This is a genomic window from Burkholderia sp. IMCC1007, from assembly GCF_027257875.1.
GTDB lineage: Bacteria > Pseudomonadota > Gammaproteobacteria > Burkholderiales > Burkholderiaceae > Burkholderia.
In genome coordinates, this window is the sequence record NZ_JAPVQY010000020.1 from 94,855 (window position 1) to 117,288 (window position 22,434).

General features: G+C 63.7%; 20 protein-coding genes and 1 pseudogene. 12 read left to right on the forward strand and 9 right to left on the reverse strand.

Annotated features, from left to right (window positions below):
* Positions 1-3: 3 nt before the first annotated feature.
* The 3 genes from O1Q03_RS18980 to O1Q03_RS18990 all read right to left on the reverse strand — a co-directional run bounded on the left by O1Q03_RS18980 (position 4) and on the right by O1Q03_RS18990 (position 4,420).
* Positions 4-1,119, reverse strand: a complete 1,116-nt coding sequence (locus O1Q03_RS18980) for a polysaccharide biosynthesis/export family protein (RefSeq protein WP_269505394.1) — start codon at positions 1,117-1,119, stop codon at positions 4-6.
* A 19-nt stretch (positions 1,120-1,138) separates the two neighbouring features.
* A complete protein-coding gene (locus O1Q03_RS18985) occupies positions 1,139-2,251 on the reverse strand; it encodes an ABC transporter permease (RefSeq protein WP_269505366.1) in 1,113 nt (370 codons plus the stop codon).
* Positions 2,252-2,326: 75 nt separating this feature from the next.
* Positions 2,327-4,420, reverse strand: coding sequence for a glycosyltransferase family 2 protein (locus O1Q03_RS18990; protein WP_269505367.1), 2,094 nt, complete (start codon positions 4,418-4,420; stop codon positions 2,327-2,329).
* Between the two features lie 124 nt (positions 4,421-4,544).
* Here O1Q03_RS18990 and O1Q03_RS18995 point away from each other — a divergent pair, with 124 nt between their 5' ends.
* Positions 4,545-5,876 carry a capsule biosynthesis protein gene (locus O1Q03_RS18995; protein WP_269505368.1) on the forward strand — a complete coding sequence of 444 codons (1,332 nt, stop codon included), beginning with the start codon at positions 4,545-4,547 and terminating at the stop codon, positions 5,874-5,876.
* Here the strand turns inward: O1Q03_RS18995 and O1Q03_RS19000 are convergent.
* A complete protein-coding gene (locus O1Q03_RS19000) occupies positions 5,818-7,872 on the reverse strand; it encodes a capsular polysaccharide biosynthesis protein (RefSeq protein WP_269505370.1) in 2,055 nt (684 codons plus the stop codon). The genes O1Q03_RS18995 and O1Q03_RS19000 overlap by 59 nt on opposite strands.
* A 718-nt stretch (positions 7,873-8,590) precedes the next feature.
* Between O1Q03_RS19000 and O1Q03_RS19005 the strand changes: the two genes are divergently transcribed.
* Complete coding sequence (locus O1Q03_RS19005; protein ID WP_269505371.1) at positions 8,591-9,556, forward strand: hypothetical protein; 966 nt, start codon at positions 8,591-8,593, stop codon at positions 9,554-9,556.
* On the opposite strand, the gene O1Q03_RS19010 is transcribed toward O1Q03_RS19005, so the two are convergent.
* Positions 9,547-10,329 (reverse strand): SDR family NAD(P)-dependent oxidoreductase, encoded by a 783-nt coding sequence (locus O1Q03_RS19010; RefSeq protein ID WP_269505373.1) that lies wholly within the window; start codon positions 10,327-10,329, stop codon positions 9,547-9,549. The genes O1Q03_RS19005 and O1Q03_RS19010 overlap by 10 nt on opposite strands.
* A 42-nt stretch (positions 10,330-10,371) precedes the next feature.
* The gene (locus O1Q03_RS19015) at positions 10,372-10,551 is read right to left on the reverse strand and encodes a hypothetical protein (RefSeq protein WP_269505374.1); all 180 of its coding nucleotides are present in this window, start codon (positions 10,549-10,551) and stop codon (positions 10,372-10,374) included.
* A 12-nt stretch (positions 10,552-10,563) separates the two neighbouring features.
* Here O1Q03_RS19015 and O1Q03_RS19020 point away from each other — a divergent pair, with 12 nt between their 5' ends.
* Complete coding sequence (locus tag O1Q03_RS19020; protein WP_269505375.1) at positions 10,564-11,376, forward strand: mechanosensitive ion channel family protein; 813 nt, start codon at positions 10,564-10,566, stop codon at positions 11,374-11,376.
* Positions 11,377-11,469: 93 nt separating this feature from the next.
* Here the strand turns inward: O1Q03_RS19020 and O1Q03_RS19025 are convergent, their stop codons facing one another.
* On the reverse strand, positions 11,470-12,153 hold the full coding sequence (locus O1Q03_RS19025) for a DedA family protein (protein WP_269505376.1): 684 nt from the start codon (positions 12,151-12,153) through the stop codon (positions 11,470-11,472).
* 172 nt (positions 12,154-12,325) lie between these two features.
* Between O1Q03_RS19025 and mutL the strand changes: the two genes are divergently transcribed.
* Positions 12,326-14,311 (forward strand): DNA mismatch repair endonuclease MutL, encoded by a 1,986-nt coding sequence (mutL, locus tag O1Q03_RS19030; RefSeq protein ID WP_269505378.1) that lies wholly within the window; start codon positions 12,326-12,328, stop codon positions 14,309-14,311.
* Complete coding sequence (gene miaA / locus O1Q03_RS19035; RefSeq protein WP_269505379.1) at positions 14,308-15,282, forward strand: tRNA (adenosine(37)-N6)-dimethylallyltransferase MiaA; 975 nt, start codon at positions 14,308-14,310, stop codon at positions 15,280-15,282. Before mutL ends, miaA begins: the two co-directional genes overlap by 4 nt.
* Positions 15,283-15,304: 22 nt before the next feature.
* Here the strand turns inward: miaA and O1Q03_RS19040 are convergent.
* Positions 15,305-15,394 (reverse strand): annotated as a pseudogene (locus O1Q03_RS19040) (DUF4440 domain-containing protein); the annotation flags it as partial.
* Between the two features lie 69 nt (positions 15,395-15,463).
* Positions 15,464-16,519, reverse strand: coding sequence for a phosphoribosylformylglycinamidine cyclo-ligase (purM, locus tag O1Q03_RS19045; protein WP_269505380.1), 1,056 nt, complete (start codon positions 16,517-16,519; stop codon positions 15,464-15,466).
* A gap of 250 nt (positions 16,520-16,769) precedes the next feature.
* Between purM and hda the strand changes: the two genes are divergently transcribed.
* From hda to O1Q03_RS19080, 7 genes are all read left to right on the forward strand, one after another.
* Entirely contained in the window at positions 16,770-17,504 is a 735-nt protein-coding gene (gene hda, locus O1Q03_RS19050; protein WP_014897999.1) for a DnaA regulatory inactivator Hda, read from the forward strand.
* Between the two features lie 11 nt (positions 17,505-17,515).
* Complete coding sequence (locus O1Q03_RS19055; RefSeq protein ID WP_269505383.1) at positions 17,516-18,193, forward strand: HAD family hydrolase; 678 nt, start codon at positions 17,516-17,518, stop codon at positions 18,191-18,193.
* 5 nt (positions 18,194-18,198) lie between these two features.
* A complete protein-coding gene (gene pcnB, locus O1Q03_RS19060; protein ID WP_269505385.1) occupies positions 18,199-19,740 on the forward strand; it encodes a polynucleotide adenylyltransferase PcnB in 1,542 nt (513 codons plus the stop codon).
* A 35-nt stretch (positions 19,741-19,775) separates the two neighbouring features.
* Positions 19,776-20,318 carry a 2-amino-4-hydroxy-6-hydroxymethyldihydropteridine diphosphokinase gene (gene folK / locus O1Q03_RS19065; RefSeq protein ID WP_098549683.1) on the forward strand — a complete coding sequence of 181 codons (543 nt, stop codon included), beginning with the start codon at positions 19,776-19,778 and terminating at the stop codon, positions 20,316-20,318.
* The gene (locus O1Q03_RS19070) at positions 20,315-21,001 is read left to right on the forward strand and encodes a deoxynucleoside kinase (RefSeq protein WP_269505386.1); all 687 of its coding nucleotides are present in this window, start codon (positions 20,315-20,317) and stop codon (positions 20,999-21,001) included. Before folK ends, O1Q03_RS19070 begins: the two co-directional genes overlap by 4 nt.
* Positions 21,002-21,046: 45 nt before the next feature.
* Positions 21,047-21,862 carry a 3-methyl-2-oxobutanoate hydroxymethyltransferase gene (gene panB / locus O1Q03_RS19075; protein WP_269505387.1) on the forward strand — a complete coding sequence of 272 codons (816 nt, stop codon included), beginning with the start codon at positions 21,047-21,049 and terminating at the stop codon, positions 21,860-21,862.
* A 203-nt stretch (positions 21,863-22,065) separates the two neighbouring features.
* Positions 22,066-22,434, forward strand: a 369-nt coding sequence (locus tag O1Q03_RS19080) for a contractile injection system protein, VgrG/Pvc8 family (protein WP_269505388.1), incomplete at its 3' end; no start/stop codon positions are given.

Below are 22,434 nucleotides of genomic sequence, written 5' to 3' on the forward strand. Positions count from 1 at the left end.
TCGTTAAAATGAATCTATTCTTTGACCCAGCAACAACACCTGGACAATTGGCGTAATGATTTTCTGCATCTCATACACAGCCGCGTTAGTTACATAAACAGTGTCATCCGGCAAGATCAAGAAATCTTTTGCCAAAAACATCGATGCTGGTTCCCGCATGTCCACATGAAAAACCTGAGCGGTTTTCTTTCCGCTTTCGTCTCGATCGGAGAGCCGGAACACAAATACGCCGCTAGGATTGGCGCTCCTCTCGCTTAGCCCCTTCACGGAGCCCAGCACCTCCAGCAGGCTAGGCGCCGCTGAGGGCAAATCGTGCAGACCGGGATCGCCAACGGCACCCATAGCCACGAATCGCTTCCGCGCGCGGTCCAGTACGATTTCAGAGTTCGGTGGGACCGGAACGTTTCCACCTGCCAAAAGATCTTGGTAATTGAACGTCTGTACGGTCTTGCCCGTGCGAAGTGCAACGTTGATCAAATATGGTTCGAGAACCGGGCCGCCGGCTTGATTAATCGCATCCAGTAATGTCAACGGACCCTTCAGCTTAGAAAAGCGCCCTGGGTTCTTGACTGCGCCGGCCACAAGGACCGAACCAGACAGATCACTGACCAACTCCACATGGACCTGCGGTTCGCCAGCCCGCCCTTTAAGGCCGCGACGGATAATGTCCTCTGCTTCGGACAGGCTGACTCCACTAACCTTTTTCTTCCCAAGATAAGGAAGGGATATTGCACCATATGCGTCCACCAGTACCTTATCGAAGACCGTCCCGCCTTGAGCTAACGGCGCAAACACGGCAGCCTCTCCACTATCGTCGGCAATCATTACCCTGAGAACGTCGCCAGGCATCAACCTCACATCCATCATAGATGGATATACGATGTGCTTGAGCGGCTCCCCGTCAGGCCGACGCGCATAAGCGGCAACGTTTTGCGGCGTTAGCGGGATAAGCTGATACGGAAAATCCGCGCTTTGAACATTACTCTCGGCCGTAATCTGGCCAACACGGGGACCGCTTCCCGACAATGTTTGGCAACCGGCCAAGAATACGAATCCGCTGAAAAACAAGCCGAGACGCAAATGGCATCCACGCTTCGAAAGAATATTTCTCTTATGCATATCAATCACTTCCCGCCCCTTAATCCTGGTGATCTTTAATCGTAGCGATGACAAAGCGCGTAATTCCGTATATCAGCAAAAGAATCACCAGAACCGTAAAGAGACTATACAGTCGCCTCGGGAACAAAGACTCCTCCGGCATATTCGGATTAACGACAACGACCAGACTTCGCAGCTTTTTCGCGGCTTCGATTCGCGCGGTGTTCATGGAAGCGACAGCGCCTTTATACGCATCCTCAGCAATCCCAGCCTCGATTTCCAACGCTTGGTACTTGGACGCCGCAACGTTGGTCTCATTCTCCGAATTTTTCGCGATCAACTTGGCTTGCTCCGCAGAAATTTGCTGCTGGATTGCTTGAATTTTTATTTTTTGCTGACGGACACGCGGACTGTCTGCGCTGAAATTTGCATTCAGCGCACGTAATACCGTGTCCTCTTTCGCGAGATCGGCTTGCAAGGCAGTGATAACTTCGTTCCGGGCCTTTGCCGCTTGACGCGCATCAAGCATGTTGCTGGCGCCCTGGAATTTAAGCAACGCATTTCTTTTTCCCTCAAAGGCCAAGTGAGCTCGCGCCACTTCATCTTCAGCGAAATTCACCTGCTCCCGCGCCAAGCGATGGGATATATCATTAACAAATTTATCGCTTTCAGAAATGATTACCGACAAGGTTTGCTTTGCAAAATCTGGCGTAAAGGCATCTACCGAAACGGTCAGCAGCCCAGTCGTTTCATCGTACTGCGCCCGAATCATTTTTTGATAGTACTTCAGTATCTCTTCTCGAGAAGCTCCCGGCGACAGGTAATACCACAGATCCGCAGTATGCCCGGAATAGTGCTGACTCCATTGCAGCTTTTTTTGCAAGATATCCAACATATCTTGCGAAATAATAAACTCCCGCACGTATAGCGTTTCCGCGCTCGAACTAAGAGCACCGCCGCCCATCAATACAGCCAAGCCGGAGATCTGCGATGCCGCCGCGTCTTCGTTGGAACCTACCTTGTGCACCACCACTTCGGACGTACTGACGTAGCGATTACGCGCCAGAAACGCGTAATATGCGATAGCCAGTATCATGGGCAACACGACCATGCCTAGGAAAAGTCTATTATTCTTGATGCTATTGATATTCATTTCTCGGCGTTCTTTATAATTTCACGCAATTCAAAAAATCTGGCACGAAAACTCGATTCGACGATCCGTCTGTTGCTATAGCGCGCTCAGGCGATTGCGCATTACCCAGGGCCGCGGAATATCGGGCGTAGCACCCAAGGAGAAATCGGGCTGCTGATAATTAAGATTCGGATTGTAGTAGGGATCATGATGCATTAGATGTGCCCAACGCTTACGCATATGATCCACTTCCGCCTTAAAGCGACGCCGCCGAGCAGGCGTGTCATCTTTGCCACGGGAAACAGACTCGTGGTGATACAGCACGGCGTGCGGGGTCCACACCACTCGCAATCCCGCTTCACGTACGCGCAGACAGTAGTCCACGTCATTAAAGGCCACCTTTAGACGTATCTCGTCAAGACCACCGACTGCCTGATATGTGGACTTCTTCGTCAGCAAACACGCTGCCGTAACCGCCGACAAATCCTGCGCCACCAGCGCCCTACCTGCGTAACCTGGCTCGTCCGGCCCTATCCCGCTATGCAAATGATTCGCACATCCGCCGGGACCCACCGTATCGCCGGCATGTTGCACCGTACCGTCGCCATACAGCAGCTTGGCCCCGACAATCCCCACGCTGCCACTCGCACTCAACAACATCCCCACCATCTCCCCCAACCACCCCGGCGAAATCACTTCCGTATCGTTGTTGAGCAGACACACCAGCTCGCCCTTCGCCTCGGCGATCGCCATGTTGTTGATGCGCGAGTAATTGAACGGCTCATCAAACGGCAACACCCGAACATTGGCTACCTGCTCCAAGCTCTGCAGGTAAGCCAGCGTATCGGGTTCGATGCTTTGATTATCAACAACGAGGATTTCATACGGCCCATAGCGCGTCTTTTCCAGCACGCTGGAGATGCAACGGCGCAGGTGCCCTAACTGGTCGCGCGTAGGAATGACGATGCTGACCAACGGTGCCGGCTCGGCTACCGGATAACGCACCCGGCAACGGCCCGGCCCCGTGCTCTCGACTTCAGCCGGCACGCCCATGCGCCGCAGATGCGCGGCCACCGCACGAACCGTCCCCGCGCCATCGTCGTGTTCATCCCGGGGTGTCATATGCCAGAGCGGTGCGGGCACATGAACCATCGGCGAGCCCAGTTCGCTCAGCGCCAACAGCAAAGCATGCATGACGTCGGCACCTGTCACATCCTCGCCGAATGCGTGCAGGCGATCCGCATACCGTCCGTTCCAGACAAAGGCGTCGCCGATATAGTTAGTGGAACGCAGCAACTCAGGAGACCAGTCCGGTTTGAAAACGGGATCGCACAACTGGCCGTCAGCACCTACGACGTCGTGATCGGCATAAGCGACAGCGGCATCGGGTGTCTTGATGACAGCATCCGCGAGACAAAACAGCGCCTGCTCAGCGAGTGTCACTCCAGCCCGGATAACGAGGTGCCAGGAATTCTCAGCGACCGGTGTCGAAACCAATCGAGTTAAATGATCCGGGAGATCGTTTCGCACCACGACTTTAAAGTGCTGATATGTTTGCGCCTGCAAACTGGCTCGCGTCGCATCGATATCAGCCTGCGTAGTGTCCCGGCCGACCCAAAGCGAAATATTAAATAGTGGTAAATCTTGCCAACGCTTCGCTCGGCGAACCATCAAGGCGCGGTCGGCCGGGGTAATAGCATAGAACTCCTGATACCACCCTGCGTAGCCTGCGCGATACACGTTCGCGCGAAAGCGGCACGCCACGTCGTATGCGTGATCAAGATCGCGAAAAAGCGTGACTGGCGTCAGCCCTGCGCGGGCGCAACGCCGCAGCGGATGCTTGTACAACGTGTTCGCCGCCCGCCAGAGCTGCCGCAAGCGGTACTCTGCAGAACTCAGACGGCGATGCTGAAGAAATCGAACTTGTACGGGGCTTTCATCGTTGTCCATGATCAGATGGACAGTGCGCACGGCTGCGGGAGTCTTGGCCAGCTCCTCGATATGGCCCTTACTGCTGATTAAGACTTTTAACGCGTGCGTGCGATCATCATGCATCGTCAGCACGACAGTCGCTACACATGCCTTGGCATTACCGACCACCTGGCCCTTTAAAAGCCAGGCCGTGGCAGCACGCCAACTCCCCTTTTGAACGATTTTAGCCGCCACTTCTTCACTACCTGCCTTATCCATGACGCAACTTTGGATCCGCGATTATAATTCACGGCCAGAGGAAGACTAGAAAAACCTAGAAGTATCAAACATGCGCAGATCCATACTATTTCTCCAGGGGCCTCCCTCGCTTTTCTGGCGTCAGTTGAGCGACCACTTCGATGCCGCACTCGTGCGCACGCATCGGATCAATCTTTCCCTGGGGGACTGGGCGTACTGGCGCAAACCGGGCGCGGTGAACTACCGCGGCCGCTTTAGCCGCTGGGCGGATTTTCTGCGCGACTACCTGGTGCGGCACGAGATCACCGACATCTTCTACTTTGCCGACCGGCTGCCCTATCACGCGGTCGCGCGCGAGGTGGCCGAGTCGCTCGGCATCCGCACGTACTCGATCGAATTCGGCTACCTGCGCCCCGACTGGCTCACCCTCGAGCGCGGCGGCATGGGCACGCTGTCACACTTCCCGACCGACCCGAAGGCGATCCGCGCAATCGCCCGCCGTGTCGGACCATTCAAACCGGACACCAAGCACTATTCGCACAGTTTCGGGCAAGAAGCATTCAACGAGGTGCTTTATAACCTCCTGACCTCGCTGGTGCCATATTTTTTCCCGCTCTATCGCACCGACAAATATTACCTGCCGTTACTCGACTATCTGCGCTGGCTGCCGCGCATGATCGGCCAGCGCCTGAAGGAACCCGCGCGGGTCGCCGCCGCCGACGTATTGCGTCACTCGGGCGCTCGCTACTGGATGCTCGCGCTGCAAATGCAGGCCGATTACCAGCTGCGCGCCAATTCCGCGTACAGCGATCAGCGGCAAGTGATCGAGGAAGTCATTTCGTCGTTCGCGCAGCATGCTCCACAGGACGGCTCGCTGATCATCAAGCTGCATCCGCTCGACAACGGCATGGAACGCTGGGAGAAGTTCGTCGCACGCACGGCAAAACGCTACGACGTGGCGTCGCGCGTCATTGCCGTGTCGGACTGCGACCTCAAGCGCACGATCAAACACAGCAAGGGGGTCATTGCGGTGAATTCGACCGTGGGCCTGCATGCATTGCGCGCGAATTGCCCGGTGAAAGTGCTGGGCATGGCCATGTACGACATCGCGGGGCTCACGCACCAGGGTTCGCTGGAATCGTTCTGGACCGCACCCGAGCGCGTCAATAAGCCGCTGCTCAATGACTTCGTGGCCGCGATTGCCGCCACCATCCAGATACATGGCTCGTTCTACAACCGTGCGGGCCGCGACGCAGCGTGCGTCGAAATCGTGCGCCGCGTGTTGAAAGACGAGGTCAATGGCCACGGCGCCTTCGTCGATCCGCCGCCGCGGCTCGATCGCGCGCTGCGGTCGAACGTTCCGATCTACGGTTCGTTGAAAGGCAGCGGCATCGAGCCGGCAGGCAGGCGCCCGGTCGCTAAGCCTCCCGAAACACCCGTGCAACCCAGTGCCGCCAACGTGGCACCCGCGGCGTAGCGCGCCATTCGACGAGTTCCTGCAGCGCACGCTCCGGCGTGGTGAAGCGTCTCGTCGTTCGACTCACATACGTCGGATACAGAATCAGCGCGGCGGCAACGAGTTCGTCGAGCGTCAGCACACGGTTGCGCCGCTGACGCACCGGCTCGGTCAACCCCGCATCGTGCGACACACCCCAGCCCGCATAGAACGGCTGCCCATAGGTCACCACCTTCACGCCGCGCAGCAGCGCTTCGAACCCGGCCAGCGACGTCAGCACGTGGACTTCGTCCACGCTGCCGAGCAGCTGGTGAAACGACACTGACCCGATCGTCTCGTCGCACCACTGCGCCGCATCGTCTTCCCCTCTGCCCTCCTTGCGCAGGCCGGCCATCACGTCGGGGTGCGGCTTGTACAGCAGATACGCGTCGGGATTGGCGGCACGCACGGCCTGCAACAAATCCATATTGCCGCGAATGCCGGACGCACCGAAGCGGATCGACGCATCGGTCTCCACCTGTCCGGGTACAAGAATGACGCGCCTGCCCTCCGGACGAATCCAGTTCGCGTGTCCGGCGAGGTTGTACTTGGTAATGCCCGCGTCGCAAATGGCCTGGCGCAGGGCCGCCGCGCGCGCGAGCAGTTCGGGCGTGAACGCGGTTTGCGCGAGCAGCGTTTCCAGCCGCGAAGGCCGCGTGGCGTCGTAGTAGATGCCGATGTCGTCCTGCACCCACGACAGCGGACGTGTCAGGTCCGCCCCGAGGCCGACGGAGCGCACGAAGCCGTCCTCGACGCGGATGACCTTTTGCGTCGCGGGCAACGCGGGCGCGAGCCGATCGTCGAGCTTGCGCCCCCAGGTGGCAACGGCGCGGTCGATCGCCCGCGGCACGCGCCAGCGAAAACGAACGACGCTGCCGCCGAAGAATTGACGCACGTAGTCCTTCTTCCAGCCGGAAAAGCCGAACGCATCGATATCGACGGGGAATCGCTGTCGCATCCGGCGCTGCAACGCGAGCCACGCCAGCACGGTCTCGACCTCGCAGCGCTTGCCGGTTTCCGGATCGACGTAGCGGCAGTAATCGATCAGCGCCGCGTGAACCAGTTGTTCCAGCGTGGCCGCACCACGTCGCGCGGGCGCCGGCAGCGCGTCGCGCGTCAGCCCCCAGCCCGCATAGAACGGCATGCCGAAGACGCGCACCGGCAAACCCCACATCAGCGCCTCGAAGCCGAGTTGCGACGTGACGGTGTACACCTCGTGCACCAGCGGCAGCAGGCTGGCCGGATGCACGTTGTCGTCCAGCACCTGCACGCGCGGCATCGCGCGCACGGCGTCGAGATCGAAGTGGCCGTGCTTGCGACCGGACACGACGTCGGGATGAACCTTGAGCAGAATCGTGCGATCGGGATGCTCGTGCAGCGCGGCCTCCAGCATCCGGTGGAAGCTGGACGCATCGGCGAGACCGCAGGAGATCGATGCGTCGCCGCGCGTCTGGTCCACGACCAATACGCATCCGTCGGGCAGTGCACGGCCCAGGTCGCGACTATGGTTGTACTTGGACACGCGGCCATCCCGCCACGCCGCGGCCAGCGCGCGAGCCCGCACGATCTGGTCGTCGCGCAACGGCTGTGCAATCAGCGACTCGAGCCGCGACGGCTGGCTCGCATCGAGATAAAGCCCGACATCGTCAAAAATGATTGCGAGCGGCGGGTCGTCCTTGCCGAGTCCGACGGAGCGCAAAAAGCCGTCTTCGATGTGATAGACGGCGAGGCCGTGCTTCTGCGCATAGCGCTGCGCTGCCATTGCGCTCGGACGGCGCCCCCAGGCGAGCACGCCCGCGCCGGCCACCGGCTGGCCGACGGACCGGTAGTGCAGTTGGAAATCGTCGAGCAACGCGGCGAGCGTCGGGATGCGGTTCACGCCGGGCGCCTGCGTATAGGCAATCGGCCGCGAACCCGCCAACGCATCGGGCAGCGCCTGTCCGGCCACTTCGCCCCGGGCAACAGAAAAATCAGTCAAAGACACGAGCCTCGACAAATATGGCCGCAAGCGCCCGCGCGATCCGGCAATTGCCGAAAGCGGAGGGTTTTGCCGCGAAGCCGGAATGATGGAATATCGGTGTGCTCATGGTTCTTCATGTCGAGCGGGCAGTCGAGTATCGCTTCACGCAGCCCGACGGCGGCAGCAGCATTGCTCATCGTGGACACAATTCACGTGATTGGCGCGCATTTCGCCGCGCTGCTCGCGCAATCGCATCGTACTTGTCCACCGTTCGCCGCTACCCGGCCAGCTCGTGGCCGGTATTTTAGCGGGCTGGCCGCTCGACGCCGCCGGAAATCCGATTTATTCACTCGGAAGCTGCCTTCCCGCCGCTGGCCGGCCCCGAGCGGCACGCGCGACACCGCGTCGCACCACCTGCATAAACGCCGTCGGTTTGCGGATTTAAATCGTTACGACGATGGCCCCATTTAAATTTGAAATCTTTGGTAATGCACGCACAGTCAAATGTCTTTAAAATCCCTGAACCACCAAAAAACAAAGTCGCAGCTCATGTCGGGACCGATTCACCATGAGCTGCGACGATGCGCACCGACCAACCACACGTATTTAAATCCTGATGTTGCGCAGGCTCCTATACCGAAAATTGGCGCACGGCCCGTCTCACCTCCGTCACAACACGGCGGTGCAGCGCTGGCTGGTTTTGCATCAAGGCGAAAATCCGTCCACGGATTATTACGTGCTGCCGCGCCTGCGGGAGCTCGGGCTGCCGATCGTCTACAGGAACCTGGACAGCGCGGCTCCGGAGCCGGGCGATCTCGCACCGGGGACGGCGGTCATCATCATCCGCTACCTGAATGCGCGATGGGCGCGGGCGCTGCGCATTCATCGCGTGCAACTGGCACGCATCGTCTATTTCATGGACGACGACTTGCTGCATCCACGGTCGTGGAACGGCTTGCCGGGGCCGTACGTAAAAAAACTCCGCAAGTATTGCCATGCGCATACCGAGGACATCCGCGACCTCGCGACGGAATACTGGTTTTCGACGCAGGCGCTGCGCGATCGCTATCCGGACCGTGCGGCAACGCTCGTGACGCCGCGCGCGCTGCCCGAGGATGCGCGCACGCAGCGGGTGCGCAATGCATCGGCGGAATCGCCGATCCTCGTGTTCTATCACGGTAGCGCCGCCCACGAAGCGGAGATCTCGTGGCTGCAGCCGATCATCGCGCAAGTGCTCGCGCGCTGTTCGAACGTCCATTTCGAGCTGATCGGCTCGCATGCGGTGAACGTGCTGTATCGCGGCCTGCCGCGCACACGGGTCGTGCATCCGATGGACTGGGCAAACTACCGCGGCCATTGCCGGCTGCTCGACGGCCATATCGGCCTCGCCCCGCTGCTGCCGTCGGAATTCAACGCGGCCCGCGCGCATGTGAAGGCCTACGACATCGCGCGCTGCCGGGCCGTAGGGCTGTATGCCGCCGCCGGCCCGTATCGCGAGGTGATTCGGCACGACGAGAACGGCCTGCTGCTCGACAACGATCCGCAAAGCTGGGTGGAAGCGCTATGCGCGCTGGCCGGCGACCCGAGCCGCCTTCATGCACTGCGCGTGGCCGCACAGGCACTGTTGCAGCGTCCTGCCGCGCAGGCGGCGCCGATCGGGATGATCCGCACCGCGCCCGAGCAAGCTCACGCTTACTCGTAACCCAGCCGGCTCAGGAACCAGCCGGACACGGCCGGATGTAATCCGGCCAGCAGGAAACACCCGAGATTCAGCGGGAATGGAAAGCTGATTCGCGCACGATTGGTACTCAGGCCGACGCGGATCACGCGCGCCGCCTTCGGCGCTTTCCACAAAAACGGCTTCGGGCCCGGCATATCGAAGCACATCTGCGATTCGACATAGCCGGGCATGATCACGTTGACCTTCACGCCTTCGGCTGCCAGCCCGTCGCGCATCGCCTCTCCGTACGCCTTCACCGCGGCCTTGCTCGCGCTGTAGCTCGGCGTCTCGGGCAATCCGCGCCATGCGGCGAGCGAACTGATCAGCGCGATCTGGCCGCCGCGGCGCGCGCGCATCGCGGGCATCGCGGCATGCGCGGTGGCCATGCTGGCCTTGACGTTCACGTCCAGCAGACGGTGCATGTCATCCCACGCTTCGCCTTGATGCCCGGGGCCGGTGTTGATATTGACGCCGGCATTGGCGATCACGAGATCGGGCGCTTCGGTCTCGCTCATCTCGCTGACCCAGTTGCGCAGCGTATCGTGGTCGCGCACGTCGAATGCGGCCGTGATGACGCGCGCGCCGAGCGCCGTGCACGCATCGCTCACCCGCTGCAGCAGCGCGGTATTGCGGCCGTGCAGAATCAGCACCGCCGTACCGGCTCGCGCGTATTCCTCCGCCAGCGCCGAACCGATGCCGCCCGTGGCACCCGTAATCAGCACGCAGCGCGGAACCCCGTTTTTTTGTGTCGCCATGATCGAGAATTAAGGCTTTGGATAGTGACAATTTCGGCAGCATTATCCGGCATGCACCACTGAACGCGCGCACCGTTCATGGAATATTTTGCCCAAACGATCATTCGACATTCGGGCAATGCGGGCTTTTTTGCGCCGGGCCTTTAACACTCTTTCATCATCGAGCGCCTTCTCTTCGGTTATAACCATCGGTCCAAAAAGCCGCCAGCCGGCCCTTTCCATTTAGGAGCTCCCATGCCGAACCTGGCAACCGCCCAGCAATTCCTGATGACCCGCGGCCTCGACTTCGGCCTGAATCTCCTTGCCGCGATCGTGCTGTGGTTCGTCGGCCGTTGGGCGATCCGCATCGGCACCGGCCTGCTCGGCAGGGTCGTGCGCCGCAGCGGCAAGGTCGACCCGACGCTCACCGACTACCTGACCTCGGTCGTCGGCGTGCTGCTGACGATCCTGCTGATCCTCGCGATCCTGCAGATCTTCGGCGTGCAGACCACGTCGTTCGCCGCACTGCTCGCCGGTCTCGGCCTCGCGATCGGCACCGCGTGGGGCGGCCTGCTCGCCCACTTCGCCGCCGGCGTGTTCATGCAGGTGCTGCGCCCGTTCAAGATCGGCGACGTGATCAGCGCGGGCGGCGTCACCGGCACGGTGAAGGAGCTCGGCCTGTTCGGCACGACGATCATCACCGCCGACAACGTCGTGACGATCGTCGGCAACAACAAGATCTTCTCGGACAACATCGCGAACTACAGCGCGACGCCGCATCGCCGCGTCGACCTGACCGCGAAGATCGCGAACGGCGTCGATGCGGCCGATGCGATCAACCGCCTGAAGACGCAGATCCAGTTGATCCCGAACGTGATGAAAACGCCGGCACCGGACATCGGCGTGCTGCAGTTCACGCCGGAAGGCCCGCTGCTGTTCGTGCGCCCGTCCGCGCAGCCGGAGAACTACTGGCAGGTGTACTGCGACACGAACCGCGTGATCCTCGAGACGTTCCGCGAGGCCGGATATCCGACGCCCGAAACGCCGCTCTCCCACCGCAACGCGTGACGGCATGGCCCATCGGCAATTGCCGGAATCGAAGGCGAAAAAAAAGCGTGGCACCCGCCACGCTTTTGATGCGCCGAAGAGAAACGCGCCGCGTCAGCGGCCGCCCGTCTTCTGCGTAGGGTCCGCGTGCCGCCCGCGCACCATCTTCCACAGGCCGCCGAGCACCACCGGCACGATCGCCGCGCCGATCCCTGCCAGCACGATCACGTTCAGATACTGACGGATGAACGGGATATTGCCGAAGAAGTAGCCGAGCAGCACCAGCAGCAGCACCCAGAACAGGGCGCCGATCACGTTGAACAGCTGGAAGCGCGCGGCGCTCATCGACGACGCGCCCGCGACGAACGGCGCAAACGTGCGCACGACGGGGATGAAGCGCGCGAGCACGATGGTCTTGCCGCCGTGCTTGTCGTAGAACGTGTGGGTTTTCTGCAGCGCGGCGCGATCGAGGAAGCGCTCGAGCACCGGGATATGCGTATTGAACACCTTCGGCCCGATCCAGCGGCCGATCAGGTAGTTCACGGTATTGCCGGAAATCGCCGCGACCAGCAGCAGCACGATCAGCGCGCCGACGTTCATGTCGCCCGACGCCGCGAATGCGCCGCCGATGAACAGCAGCGAATCGCCGGGCAGGAACGGCAACACGACGAGGCCGGTCTCGCAGAACACGATCAGGAACAGCACCAGGTACACCCATGCGCCGTACTGCCGGATGAAATCGCCGAGGAACGCGTCGATGTGCAGGACCAGATTGACGAAATGAAGCAGCGTATCCAAATGCGATTCCTCGAAGGCGAAAGGGCCGGAGCGGCCGAAAAGGCGAAGGTGCCCGCCACACAAGGCGGGGCGCGCCACGGAGCCATGATACCGAAACTACCTTAAGGCTCCGTGAAAAAACGTAACGGTCGGCTGCGCCGGCAGGCATCCGCCGCCTCGTTATAATTCGGCCATGTCCGAAATCACCGAAACGGCCGCGGGCGCCGCGCCCGCCCCCGCTCCGCGCCCGCTGCGCGCGATCCAGCCCCTGCCCGACCAGTTGATCAGCCAGATCGCGGCGGGCGAGGTCGTCGAACGCCCGGCGTCGGTCGTCAAGGAGCTGCTCGAGAACGCGATGGACGCCGGCGCGACGACGCTGCGCATCGTCCTCGAAGAAGGTGGCGTCAAGCGCATCTCGATCACCGACGACGGCTGTGGAATCCCGCCCGACGAGCTGCCGCTCGCACTGATGCGCCACGCGACCAGCAAGATCCGCTCGCTCGAGGAGCTCGAAGCGGTCGCCACGCTGGGTTTTCGCGGGGAAGCGCTCGCGTCGATCGCATCGGTCGCCGAGATGTCGATCACGAGCCGCACGGCCGACGTCGCGCATGCGACGAAGATCGATGCGACCACCGGCGCGCTGTCGCCGGCGGCCGGCGCGGTGGGCACGACGATCGAGGTGCGCGAGCTGTACTTCAACACGCCCGCGCGCCGCAAATTCCTGAAAAGCGAGCAGACCGAGTTCGGCCATTGCCTCGAAATGATTCGCCGCGCGGCGCTCGCGCGGCCGGACGTCGCGATCTCCGTGCTGCACAACGGCAAGGCCGTCGAGCACTGGAACGCGACGGAGCCCGCGCAGCGCGTCGCGAAGATCCTCGGCGACAGCTTCGCCACCGCGCACCTGCCGCTCGACGAGCAGGCCGGGCCGCTCGCCGTCTACGGTTGCGCGGGCCTGCCGACCGCGAGCCGCGGCCGCGCCGACCAGCAGTATTTCTTCGTCAACGGCCGCTTCGTGCGCGACAAGCTGCTCACGCACGCGGTGCGCGCGGCGTACGAGGACGTCCTCCACGGCGACCGCTACCCGTCGTACGTGCTGTTCCTCGACCTGCCGCCCGAAGCCGTCGACGTGAACGTGCACCCGTCGAAGATCGAAGTGCGGTTCCGCGATTCGCGCTCGATCCACCAATACGTCTTCCACGCGGTGCAGCGCGCACTGGCCCGCCATGCGGGCGCGTCGCCGGAAACCACCGCGGGCGGCCATGCCGCGCATCTCGAACCGGCGCCCGCCGGCCCCGCGTCGTTCCTGAATACGCCGCTCGGCCAGGGCGCGGCCACCGGCTCGGGCGCCAGCGGCTTCTCGTCGCCGTCGTCGTCATCGTCGGCGGGCAACACGTGGATGCGCCAGGCGCGCATGACGCAGGGCACGCTGCCCGTCGCGCAGCCGCTCGCACTCTACGACGCGCTGTTCGGCCGCAAGGATACGGGCGCGGGCACGCCGGACGGCACGACCGTCGTCGCGCACGATTCGGCCGGTGCGCCGGCCGCGCCTCTGCCGGGCTTCACCGCATCGCCGATCGCCGCCAGCCCGCATGACGAGCAGCCGCTAGGCTTCGCGCTCGGCCAGATCCACGGCATCTACGTGCTCGCGCAGAATGCGCACGGCCTCGTGATCGTCGACATGCACGCGGCGCACGAGCGGATCCTGTACGAACAGTTCAAGAACGCGCTCGCCGACCGTTCGGTGGCCGTGCAGTCGCTGCTGCTGCCGATCTCGATGACGGCGACGCCGGTCGAGATCGGCACGGTCGAGGAAGAGCGCGACACGCTCGAATCGCTCGGCTTCGACCTCGCGGTACTGTCGCCGACGACGCTCGCGATCCGTGCGGTGCCCGCGTTGCTGAAGGATGCAGACCTGCAGTCGCTCGCGCGCGCGGTGCTCGCCGACCTGCACGCATTCGGCGGCTCGCGCGTGCTCACCGAGCGCCAGCACGAACTGCTCGGCACGCTCGCGTGCCACCACGCGGTGCGCGCGAACCGGCGCCTGACGCTCGACGAGATGAACGCGCTGTTGCGCCAGATGGAAGCGACCGAACGCGCGGACCAGTGCAATCACGGCCGGCCGACGTGGTATCAGCTCACGCTGAACGATCTCGACCGCCTCTTCCTACGCGGGCAATGAACGCTTCACCGCAGATCCAACCGACGACGATCGCCTGCCTGCTCGGCCCCACTGCCTCGGGCAAGACGGCCGCGGCGCTGGCGCTCGCCGCGCGCCGCCCGATCGAGATCGTCAGCGTCGATTCGGCACTCGTCTACCGCGACATGGATATCGGCACCGCGAAACCGACGCGCGACGAGCGCGCGCGCGTGCCGCATCATCTGATCGACATCATCGACCCGGCCGACTCGTATTCGGCGGCCAGTTTCCGCGCGGACACGCTGCGCCTGATCGGCGAGATCACCGCGCGCGGCCGCACGCCGCTGCTCGCGGGCGGCACGATGCTGTACTACAAGGCATTGACGCAGGGGCTCAACGACCTGCCGACCGCCGATCCGGCCGTGCGCGCGGAACTCGATGCCGACGCCGCGCGCGACGGCTGGCCCGCGCTGCATGCACGGCTCGCGCAGGTCGACCCCGCCACCGCCGCGCGCCTCGCGCCGAACGATTCGCAGCGGATCCAGCGCGCGCTGGAAGTGTTCATGCTGAGCGGGCAGCCGATGTCGGCGCTGCTCGCCGCGCCGCGCCCCGTGGACGATGCGGCCGCGGCTTACCGCTTCGTGCCGGTCGCGCTCGAACCGTCGGACCGCGCGGCGCTGCATGCGCGCATCGCGCAACGCTTCGACGCGATGCTCGACGCGGGCTTCATCGACGAAGTCGAACGGCTGCGTCGCCGCGAGGATCTGCACCTCGGCTTGCCGTCGATGCGCTGCGTCGGCTACCGGCAGGCATGGGAATTCCTCGACGGCGACACCGACTACCGGACCATGCGCGACAAGGGCATCTTCGCGACGCGCCAGCTGTGCAAACGGCAGATCACGTGGTTGCGGGCGATGCCGGAGCGGATCGTCGTCGACTGCATTGCGCCGGACGCGACGGCGCACGCGCTGGATGCGCTCGAACGCGTGCTCGACGGCCGCGCAACAGCCTGACGCACGCGCTCCAGTGCACGACTCAGTGCACGAGCGTCACGAGATTCGCATCCCGCGCCAGCTGCCGGCGACCATCCTTCTTGCGGAAAATCGTCAGCGTATGACCGGAGCGGCACCCCGAAAAAAAGCCGCCCGGATCGACTCCGAGCGGCTTTCCCTGCTGCATGCATTGCGTGTTGCGTCAGACCACGACCGTCTGCGCCTCGCCTTCGCGGCTCGCACGCACGGTGCCGATCTTCCACACCTGTTCGCCGGCGGCGGTCAGGTCGGCAATCGCGGCGTCGGCATCGGCCGCCGACACGATCACGGCCATGCCGATCCCGCAGTTGAACACACGGTGCATTTCCGCGTCGGCGACGCCGCCGTGCTCCTGCAGCCACTTGAACAGCGGCGGCAGCGGCCATGCGTTCTGGTCGAGTTCGGCGGTGAGGCCTTCGCGCAGCACGCGCGGAATGTTCTCGACGAGGCCGCCACCGGTGATGTGCGCCATGCCCTTGACCGACAGCTTCTGCATCAGCGCGAGCAGCGGCTTCACGTAGATGCGCGTGGGCGCCATCAGCGTATCGGCCAGCGAGCGGCCGTGGAAATCGGCGGACAGATCGGGGTTCGCGCGCTCGATGATCTTGCGCACGAGCGAGAAGCCGTTCGAGTGGATGCCGCTCGATGCGAGGCCGAGCACCACGTCGCCTTCGGCGATCGTGCTGCCATCGATGATCTTGCTCTTCTCGATCGCGCCGACCGCGAAGCCGGCCAGGTCGTATTCGCCGTCGGGGTACATGCCCGGCATTTCGGCCGTTTCACCGCCGATCAGCGCGCAGCCCGACAGTTCGCAGCCGTGCGCGATGCCCTTGACGACGGTTGCGGCCGTGTCGACGTCGAGCTTGCCGCACGCGAAGTAGTCGAGGAAGAACAGCGGCTCGGCGCCCTGCACGAGGATGTCGTTCACGCTCATCGCGACGAGATCCTGGCCGACGGTGTCGTGTTTGTTCAGATGAAAGGCAAGCTTGAGCTTGGTGCCGACGCCGTCGGTGCCCGACACGAGCACGGGCTCCTTGTACTTCTTCGGCACTTCGAACAGCGCGCCGAACCCGCCGATGCCGCCGAGCACGCCGTCGCGCAGGGTTTTCTTCGCAAAAGGCTTGATCTTGTCGATGAGGGCGTCGCCCGCGTCGATGTCGACGCCTGCGTCGCGGTAGGACAGACCCTGAGCGTCAGGAGCGGATTTCGGAGGATTCATGGGGGAATGCGAGAAGGTCGGTAAAATGCGATTTTACCCGAAGCCGGCCCGTTGGCCGGAATTCCCAGCACCGAATCGTCAGGGATTGCATCTTGGTCGACACGTCCCCGTTTTCATCGCTACGCGAGCCGCGCCGAAACGCGCGTGCCGCCGTGCGTACGGCCGCGCGTGCAGACACCCGAACGGCATCCCCGCGCGCGTGCCCGGCGTATGGCACGCGTTTTTTCAACCGACCCGCATTGTGACTGTTGTGTCCCGTCAACTGACGCTCGATCTCGGCACGCCGCCGCCCGCCACGTTCGACAACTTCATCATGAATGAAGAGAACGACGAGCTCATCTCGCGGCTCCAGAAGCTCGACCTCGCACTCGCGGCGGGGCCCGTGCCGGATCGATCGTTCTACATCTGGGGCGAGCCCGGCAGCGGCCGCACCCACCTGCTGCAGGCGCTCGTCAGCGACGCGTCGTACGGCTACGCGCGCTATCTCACGCCGCAAAGCCCGCTCGGCGCGTTCACGTTCGACCCGCGCATCGGCATCTACGCGATCGACGACTGCGACCGGATGAGCGACGCGCAGCAGGTCGCGCTGTTCAACCTGTTCAACGAGGTCCGCGCGCACCCGTCGAGCGCGTTCGTCGCGGCAGGCCCCGCGGCGCCGCTCGCGCTGGACGTGCGCGAGGATCTGCGCACGCGTCTGGGCTGGGGGCTCGTGTTCCACCTGTCGCCGCCGTCGGATGCCGGCAAGATCGCCGTGCTCAAGCTCGCGGCGAAGGAGCGCGGCATCGCGCTCACCGACGACATCGCCGCCTACCTGCTCACCCATTTCCGCCGCGACATGCCGAGCCTGATGGCGCTGCTCGACGCGCTCGACCGCTTCTCGCTCGAGCAGAAACGCGCCGTCACGCTGCCGCTGCTGCGCCGGATGCTGGCCCGTCCCGGCGACGACATCGCACCACCGGGCACAGGCCCGAACCGCTTCGAGTAAAATGCGCTTCCATGACTAATCTGGCACTCTTTGACCTTGATCACACGCTGATCCCGACCGATAGCGACCACGAATGGGGCCGCTTCATGGTGAAGCTCGGCATCGTCGACGCGGAAAGCTTCTCGCGTCAGAACGATCAGTTCTTCGCCGACTACAAGGCCGGCAAGCTCGACATCCATGCGTACCTGTGCGCGATGCTCACGCCGCTCGCGAAGTATTCGCGTGCGCAACTCGCGCAATGGCACGAGCAGTACATGCATGAAGTGATCCGTCCCGCAATGACGCCCGCCGCGCTCGAACTCGTGCGCAAGCACCTCGATGCCGGCGACCTCTGCTGCGTCGTGACCGCGACCAACGAATTCATCACGCGTCCGATCGCCACCGCATTCGGCGTCGACACGCTGATCGCATGCGAGGTCGAAACCACCGACGGGCATCCCGATTCGCCGTTCACCGGCCGGCCCACGGGCACGCCGAGCTACCGCGAAGGCAAGATCGTGCGTACCGAAGCGTGGCTCGCGTCGCTCGGCAAGCGCTGGGACGACTTCGAACACAGCTACTTCTACAGCGACTCGCACAACGACATCCCGTTGCTCGAGAAAGTCACCGACCCGATCGCGACCAACCCCGACGACACCCTGCGCGCGCATGCAAGCGACCGCGGCTGGCGCATCCTCGATCTTTTCTGAACGTCGTGATCAAAAAATTCATTCGCAAGCTGCTCGGCCAGGACGACGCCGAACCCACCTCGCCCACCGAGTCTCCCGCCGACGAACCGGCTCCCGCTGCATCGCGCCCCGCGAAGGGTAGCCGCGGCGGCGCGAAGAAGCCGCGCAGCAATCACGCGCCGACCGTCGTGCCCGCGAGCGTGCACGGCATCGATCCGTCGCTGATCTCGAGAAACGCCGTGCGCGTGACCGACACGCTGCAACAGGCGGGCTTTCGTGCATTCATCGTCGGCGGCGCGGTTCGCGACCTGCTGTTGGGCATCGCACCGAAGGATTTCGACGTCGCGACCGACGCGACGCCGACCGAGGTGCAGCGCCTGTTCCGCCGCGCACGCCTGATCGGCCGCCGCTTCCAGATCGTCCACGTGCAGTTCGGCCAGGAACTGATCGAAGTGTCGACGTTCCGCGCGCTGGTCGACGCGCCGCCCGAGGCGGCCGCGGCCACGACCGAGCCGCCGAGGCGCCTGAAGCGCGACGAACTCGATCGCCGCACGCACGCGGTCGACGCGAGCGGCCGCGTGCTGCGCGACAACGTATGGGGCGAACAGCACGAGGACGCCGCACGCCGCGACTTCACGATCAACGCGATGTACTACGACCCGTCGACGCAGACGGTGCTCGACTATCACGACGGGATGGCCGACGTGCGCGCCCGCCTGCTGCGGATGATCGGCGATCCGGCCACGCGCTTCCGCGAGGATCCGGTGCGCATGCTGCGCGTCGTGCGTTTCGCGGCGAAGCTCGGCTTCGAGATCGAGCCGCACACGCGCGAGCCGATCCACGCGCTCGCCGACCTGATCAACAACGTGCCGGCCGCGCGCCTGTTCGACGAAATGCTGAAGCTGCTGCTGTCGGGCCACGCGCTCGCATGCCTGCAGCGACTGCGCAAGGAAGGGCTGCACCACGGGCTGCTGCCGCTGCTCGACGTCGTGCTCGAACAGCCGCAGGGCGAGAAGTTCATCACGCTCGCGCTGAACAACACCGACGCGCGCGTGCGCGCCGGCAAGCCGGTGTCGCCGGGCTTCCTGTTCGCGACGCTGCTGTGGCACGACATGCGCCAGCGCTTCGAGCAATACACGGCCGAAGGCGAAATCCCGGTGCCGGCGCTCCATCGCGCGATGGACGACGTGATCGACATGCAGACCGAGAAGCTCGCGATCCACAAGCGCTACTCGGCCGACATGCGCGAGATCTGGGGCCTGCAGTTGCGCCTCGAAAAACGCTCGGGCCGCAGCGCGATGCGGCTGCTGGAACACCAAAGGTTTAGAGCGGGGTATGATTTCCTCCTGTTACGCTGCGAATCCGGCGAGCTCGACGCCGAAGTCGGACAGTGGTGGACGGATTTCATCGATGGCGACGCAGCCGCGCGTGAGGCACTCCTCACGCAGGGCGGCTCGAAGGAAAAATCGCCCCGCAAGCGGCGCCGCCGCGGCGGCGCGCGAAACCGCCAGCAAGGCGAAGGCGCAGCCGAGCAGGCGCCGGACACCGCAGGCGGTTCCGACGACTGACGCGCGCGCCGGCGAACGACGTAGGAAGTGATGCCATGACGGTTGCATATATCGGACTGGGGGCGAATCTCGGCGATGCGCGCCAGACCCTGAAGGACGCGGTGGTGTGCCTTGCGCAGCAGCGCACCATCTCGATCCTCGGCAAATCGAGCCTGTATCGCACGGCGCCCTTCGAAGCGGGCGGCGACGATTACTACAACTGCGTCGTCAAGCTCGACACGACGCTGTCGGCCCGTGAGCTGCTCGCGCTCTGCCAGAAGATCGAACATCACTTCGGGCGCGAGCGTCCGTATCGCAACGCGCCGCGCACGCTGGACCTCGACATCCTGCTGTTCGGCGCCGATTCGATCGACGAACCCGATCTGATCGTCCCGCACCCGCGCCTCACCGATCGCGCGTTCGCGCTCGTGCCGCTCGTCGAGATCGAGCCGGCGCTCGACATCCCCGCGCGCGGCCGTGCCGATGCGTATCTCGCCGCCGTCGCGGATCAACGCGTCGAGAAGGTGCAGACCTGTCAATGCCTGATGCAGAAGGCCCTTGCCGCCGGCGCAGACGCCGACAAGAACCCCTGCCGATGAACCCGACTCCGCTGACCGTCACCGCGCCCGACCTGCGCGCCCCGTACCGCTACCTCGTGATCGAAGGCCCGATCGGCGTCGGCAAGACGACGCTTGCGCGCCTGCTCGGCGAGCGCTGGTCGATGCAGACGCTGCTCGAACGCCCGCAGGACAACCCGTTCCTCGAGCGCTTCTATCGCGACACCGCGCGCTACGCGCTGCCCGTGCAGCTGTCGTTCGCGCTGGAGCGCGCGCAGCAGGCGCGCGAGCTGATCGGTGCGCTCGAAACGGGCCGCCCCGTCATCGCCGACTTCATGCCGCAGAAGAACGACATCTTCGCGCGCCTGAACCTGCCGGAAGATGAATGGCAGTTGTACCGGTCGATCGCGACGCACGTCGACGTGCCGCAGGCGCCTGCGCCCGATCTCGTCGTCTACCTGCAGGCGAGCCCCGAAGTGCTGTTCTCGCGCATCCAGAAGCGCGGGCTGCCGATGGAGCTGCAGATCAGCGATGCGTACCTGCGCTCGCTCGTCGACGCGTACAACGAATTCTTCTATCACTACGACCGCACGCCGGTGCTGACGGTCGCTGCCGAACACCTGAACCCGCTGGATTCCCCCGAAGACCTCGCGCTGCTGATCGAGCGCATCGACACGATGCGCGGCCGCAAGGAGTTCTTCGTCAAGGGCGAGACGCCGCGCTGACGCGCGCTCGCCTGTCGTTTTTCCCCTATCGAACCGGATTTCCCCATGACCTATCTCCAGGAGTCGAGCCGGCCTGCCGTGACGGTGCCCAAGCTGCAGGCAATGCGCGAGGCCGGCGAGAAGATCGCGATGCTCACCTGCTACGACGCGAGCTTTGCCGCGCTGCTCGACCGTGCGGGCACCGACGTGCTGCTGATCGGCGATTCGCTCGGCAACGTGCTGCAAGGCCATACGACGACGCTGCCGGTGTCGCTCGAAGACATCGCATACCACACCGCGTGCGTCGCGCGTGCGCAGCCGCGTGCGCTCATCGTCGCCGACCTGCCGTTCGGCACGTACGGCACGCCGGCCGAAGCATTCGCGAATTCGGTCGCGCTGATGCGTGCCGGCGCGCAGATGGTGAAGCTCGAAGGCGGCGCATGGCTCGCCGACACGGTCCGCTTCCTCGTCGAACGGTCGGTGCCCGTGTGCGCGCACCTCGGCCTCACGCCGCAGTCGGTGCATGCGTTCGGCGGCTTCAAGGTTCAGGGCCGCACGGAAGCCGGCGCCGCGCAACTGTTGCGCGACGCGCGCGCGATCGAGGATGCCGGTGCGCAGCTCGTGGTGCTCGAAGCGGTGCCGACGCTCGTCGCGTCCGAAGTCACGCACATGCTGAAGATTCCGACGATCGGCATCGGCGCGGGCCTCGAGTGCTCGGGGCAGGTGCTGGTGCTGCACGACATGCTCGGCATTTTCCCCGGCAAGCGCCCGCGTTTCGTGAAGGATTTCATGCAGGGGCAGCCGAACATCCAGGCAGCCGTCGAAGCTTATGTGCGTGCGGTGAAGGACCGCTCGTTCCCGGGCCCGGAACACTCGTTCTGATGCGTGGTGGCGGCGTTGTGATGCGCTGGCGTCGATCGCTGGCGGCACACTGGCTGACGCGGCCAGCAATGCGGTACGCCGTTTCTCGTACTGCATTGCCCTGTGGCAAAATCGCAAGACACTCCATTTTCGGATTCGTCCAATAGACATCGATTTCGCAATAGTCGATCGTTGCCGCTTGGCATTCAGCGAGCAGCCCGACTATGGCTATCCAATCCGATCTGCGCTTTACCTTTGCTGTCGGCGACGAACCATTCGAGGTCGTCGAGTTCACGCTGCATGAGGGGTTGTCCGAGACCTTCCTGTTGGAGGTCGAACTGGCCAGCGGCAACGCCGCGATCGACTTCGGACGGGTGCTCGACCACAACGGCCTGCTGACGATCTGGCAAGGCGCGCGGCCGGTGCGCTACGTGCATGGCACGGTATCGTCGTTCGAGCAGGGGGACACGGGGTTTCGTCGCACGCGCTATTCGGCCGTGATCGAGCCAGGTCTGGCGCGCTTGAAGCTCTCGTCGGACTGGCGCATCTTCCAGACGCTCAACGTCACCGAGATTGCCAGCGCGGTGCTCAAG

Bases quoted from the DNA above. Each gene is read 5' to 3' on its own strand.
- O1Q03_RS18980 (WP_269505394.1), bottom strand. From the start codon at position 1,119: ATGCATAAGAGAAATATTCTTTCGAAGCGTGGATGCCATTTGCGTCTC.
- O1Q03_RS18985 (WP_269505366.1), bottom strand. From the start codon at position 2,251: ATGAATATCAATAGCATCAAGAATAATAGACTTTTCCTAGGCATGGTC.
- O1Q03_RS18990 (WP_269505367.1), bottom strand. From the start codon at position 4,420: ATGGATAAGGCAGGTAGTGAAGAAGTGGCGGCTAAAATCGTTCAAAAG.
- O1Q03_RS19010 (WP_269505373.1), bottom strand. From the start codon at position 10,329: ATGGCGACACAAAAAAACGGGGTTCCGCGCTGCGTGCTGATTACGGGT.
- O1Q03_RS19015 (WP_269505374.1), bottom strand. From the start codon at position 10,551: ATGGAAAGGGCCGGCTGGCGGCTTTTTGGACCGATGGTTATAACCGAA.
- O1Q03_RS19020 (WP_269505375.1), top strand. From the start codon at position 10,564: ATGCCGAACCTGGCAACCGCCCAGCAATTCCTGATGACCCGCGGCCTC.
- mutL (WP_269505378.1), top strand. From the start codon at position 12,326: ATGTCCGAAATCACCGAAACGGCCGCGGGCGCCGCGCCCGCCCCCGCT.
- miaA (WP_269505379.1), top strand. From the start codon at position 14,308: ATGAACGCTTCACCGCAGATCCAACCGACGACGATCGCCTGCCTGCTC.
- purM (WP_269505380.1), bottom strand. From the start codon at position 16,519: ATGAATCCTCCGAAATCCGCTCCTGACGCTCAGGGTCTGTCCTACCGC.
- O1Q03_RS19055 (WP_269505383.1), top strand. From the start codon at position 17,516: ATGACTAATCTGGCACTCTTTGACCTTGATCACACGCTGATCCCGACC.
- folK (WP_098549683.1), top strand. From the start codon at position 19,776: ATGACGGTTGCATATATCGGACTGGGGGCGAATCTCGGCGATGCGCGC.
- O1Q03_RS19070 (WP_269505386.1), top strand. From the start codon at position 20,315: ATGAACCCGACTCCGCTGACCGTCACCGCGCCCGACCTGCGCGCCCCG.
- panB (WP_269505387.1), top strand. From the start codon at position 21,047: ATGACCTATCTCCAGGAGTCGAGCCGGCCTGCCGTGACGGTGCCCAAG.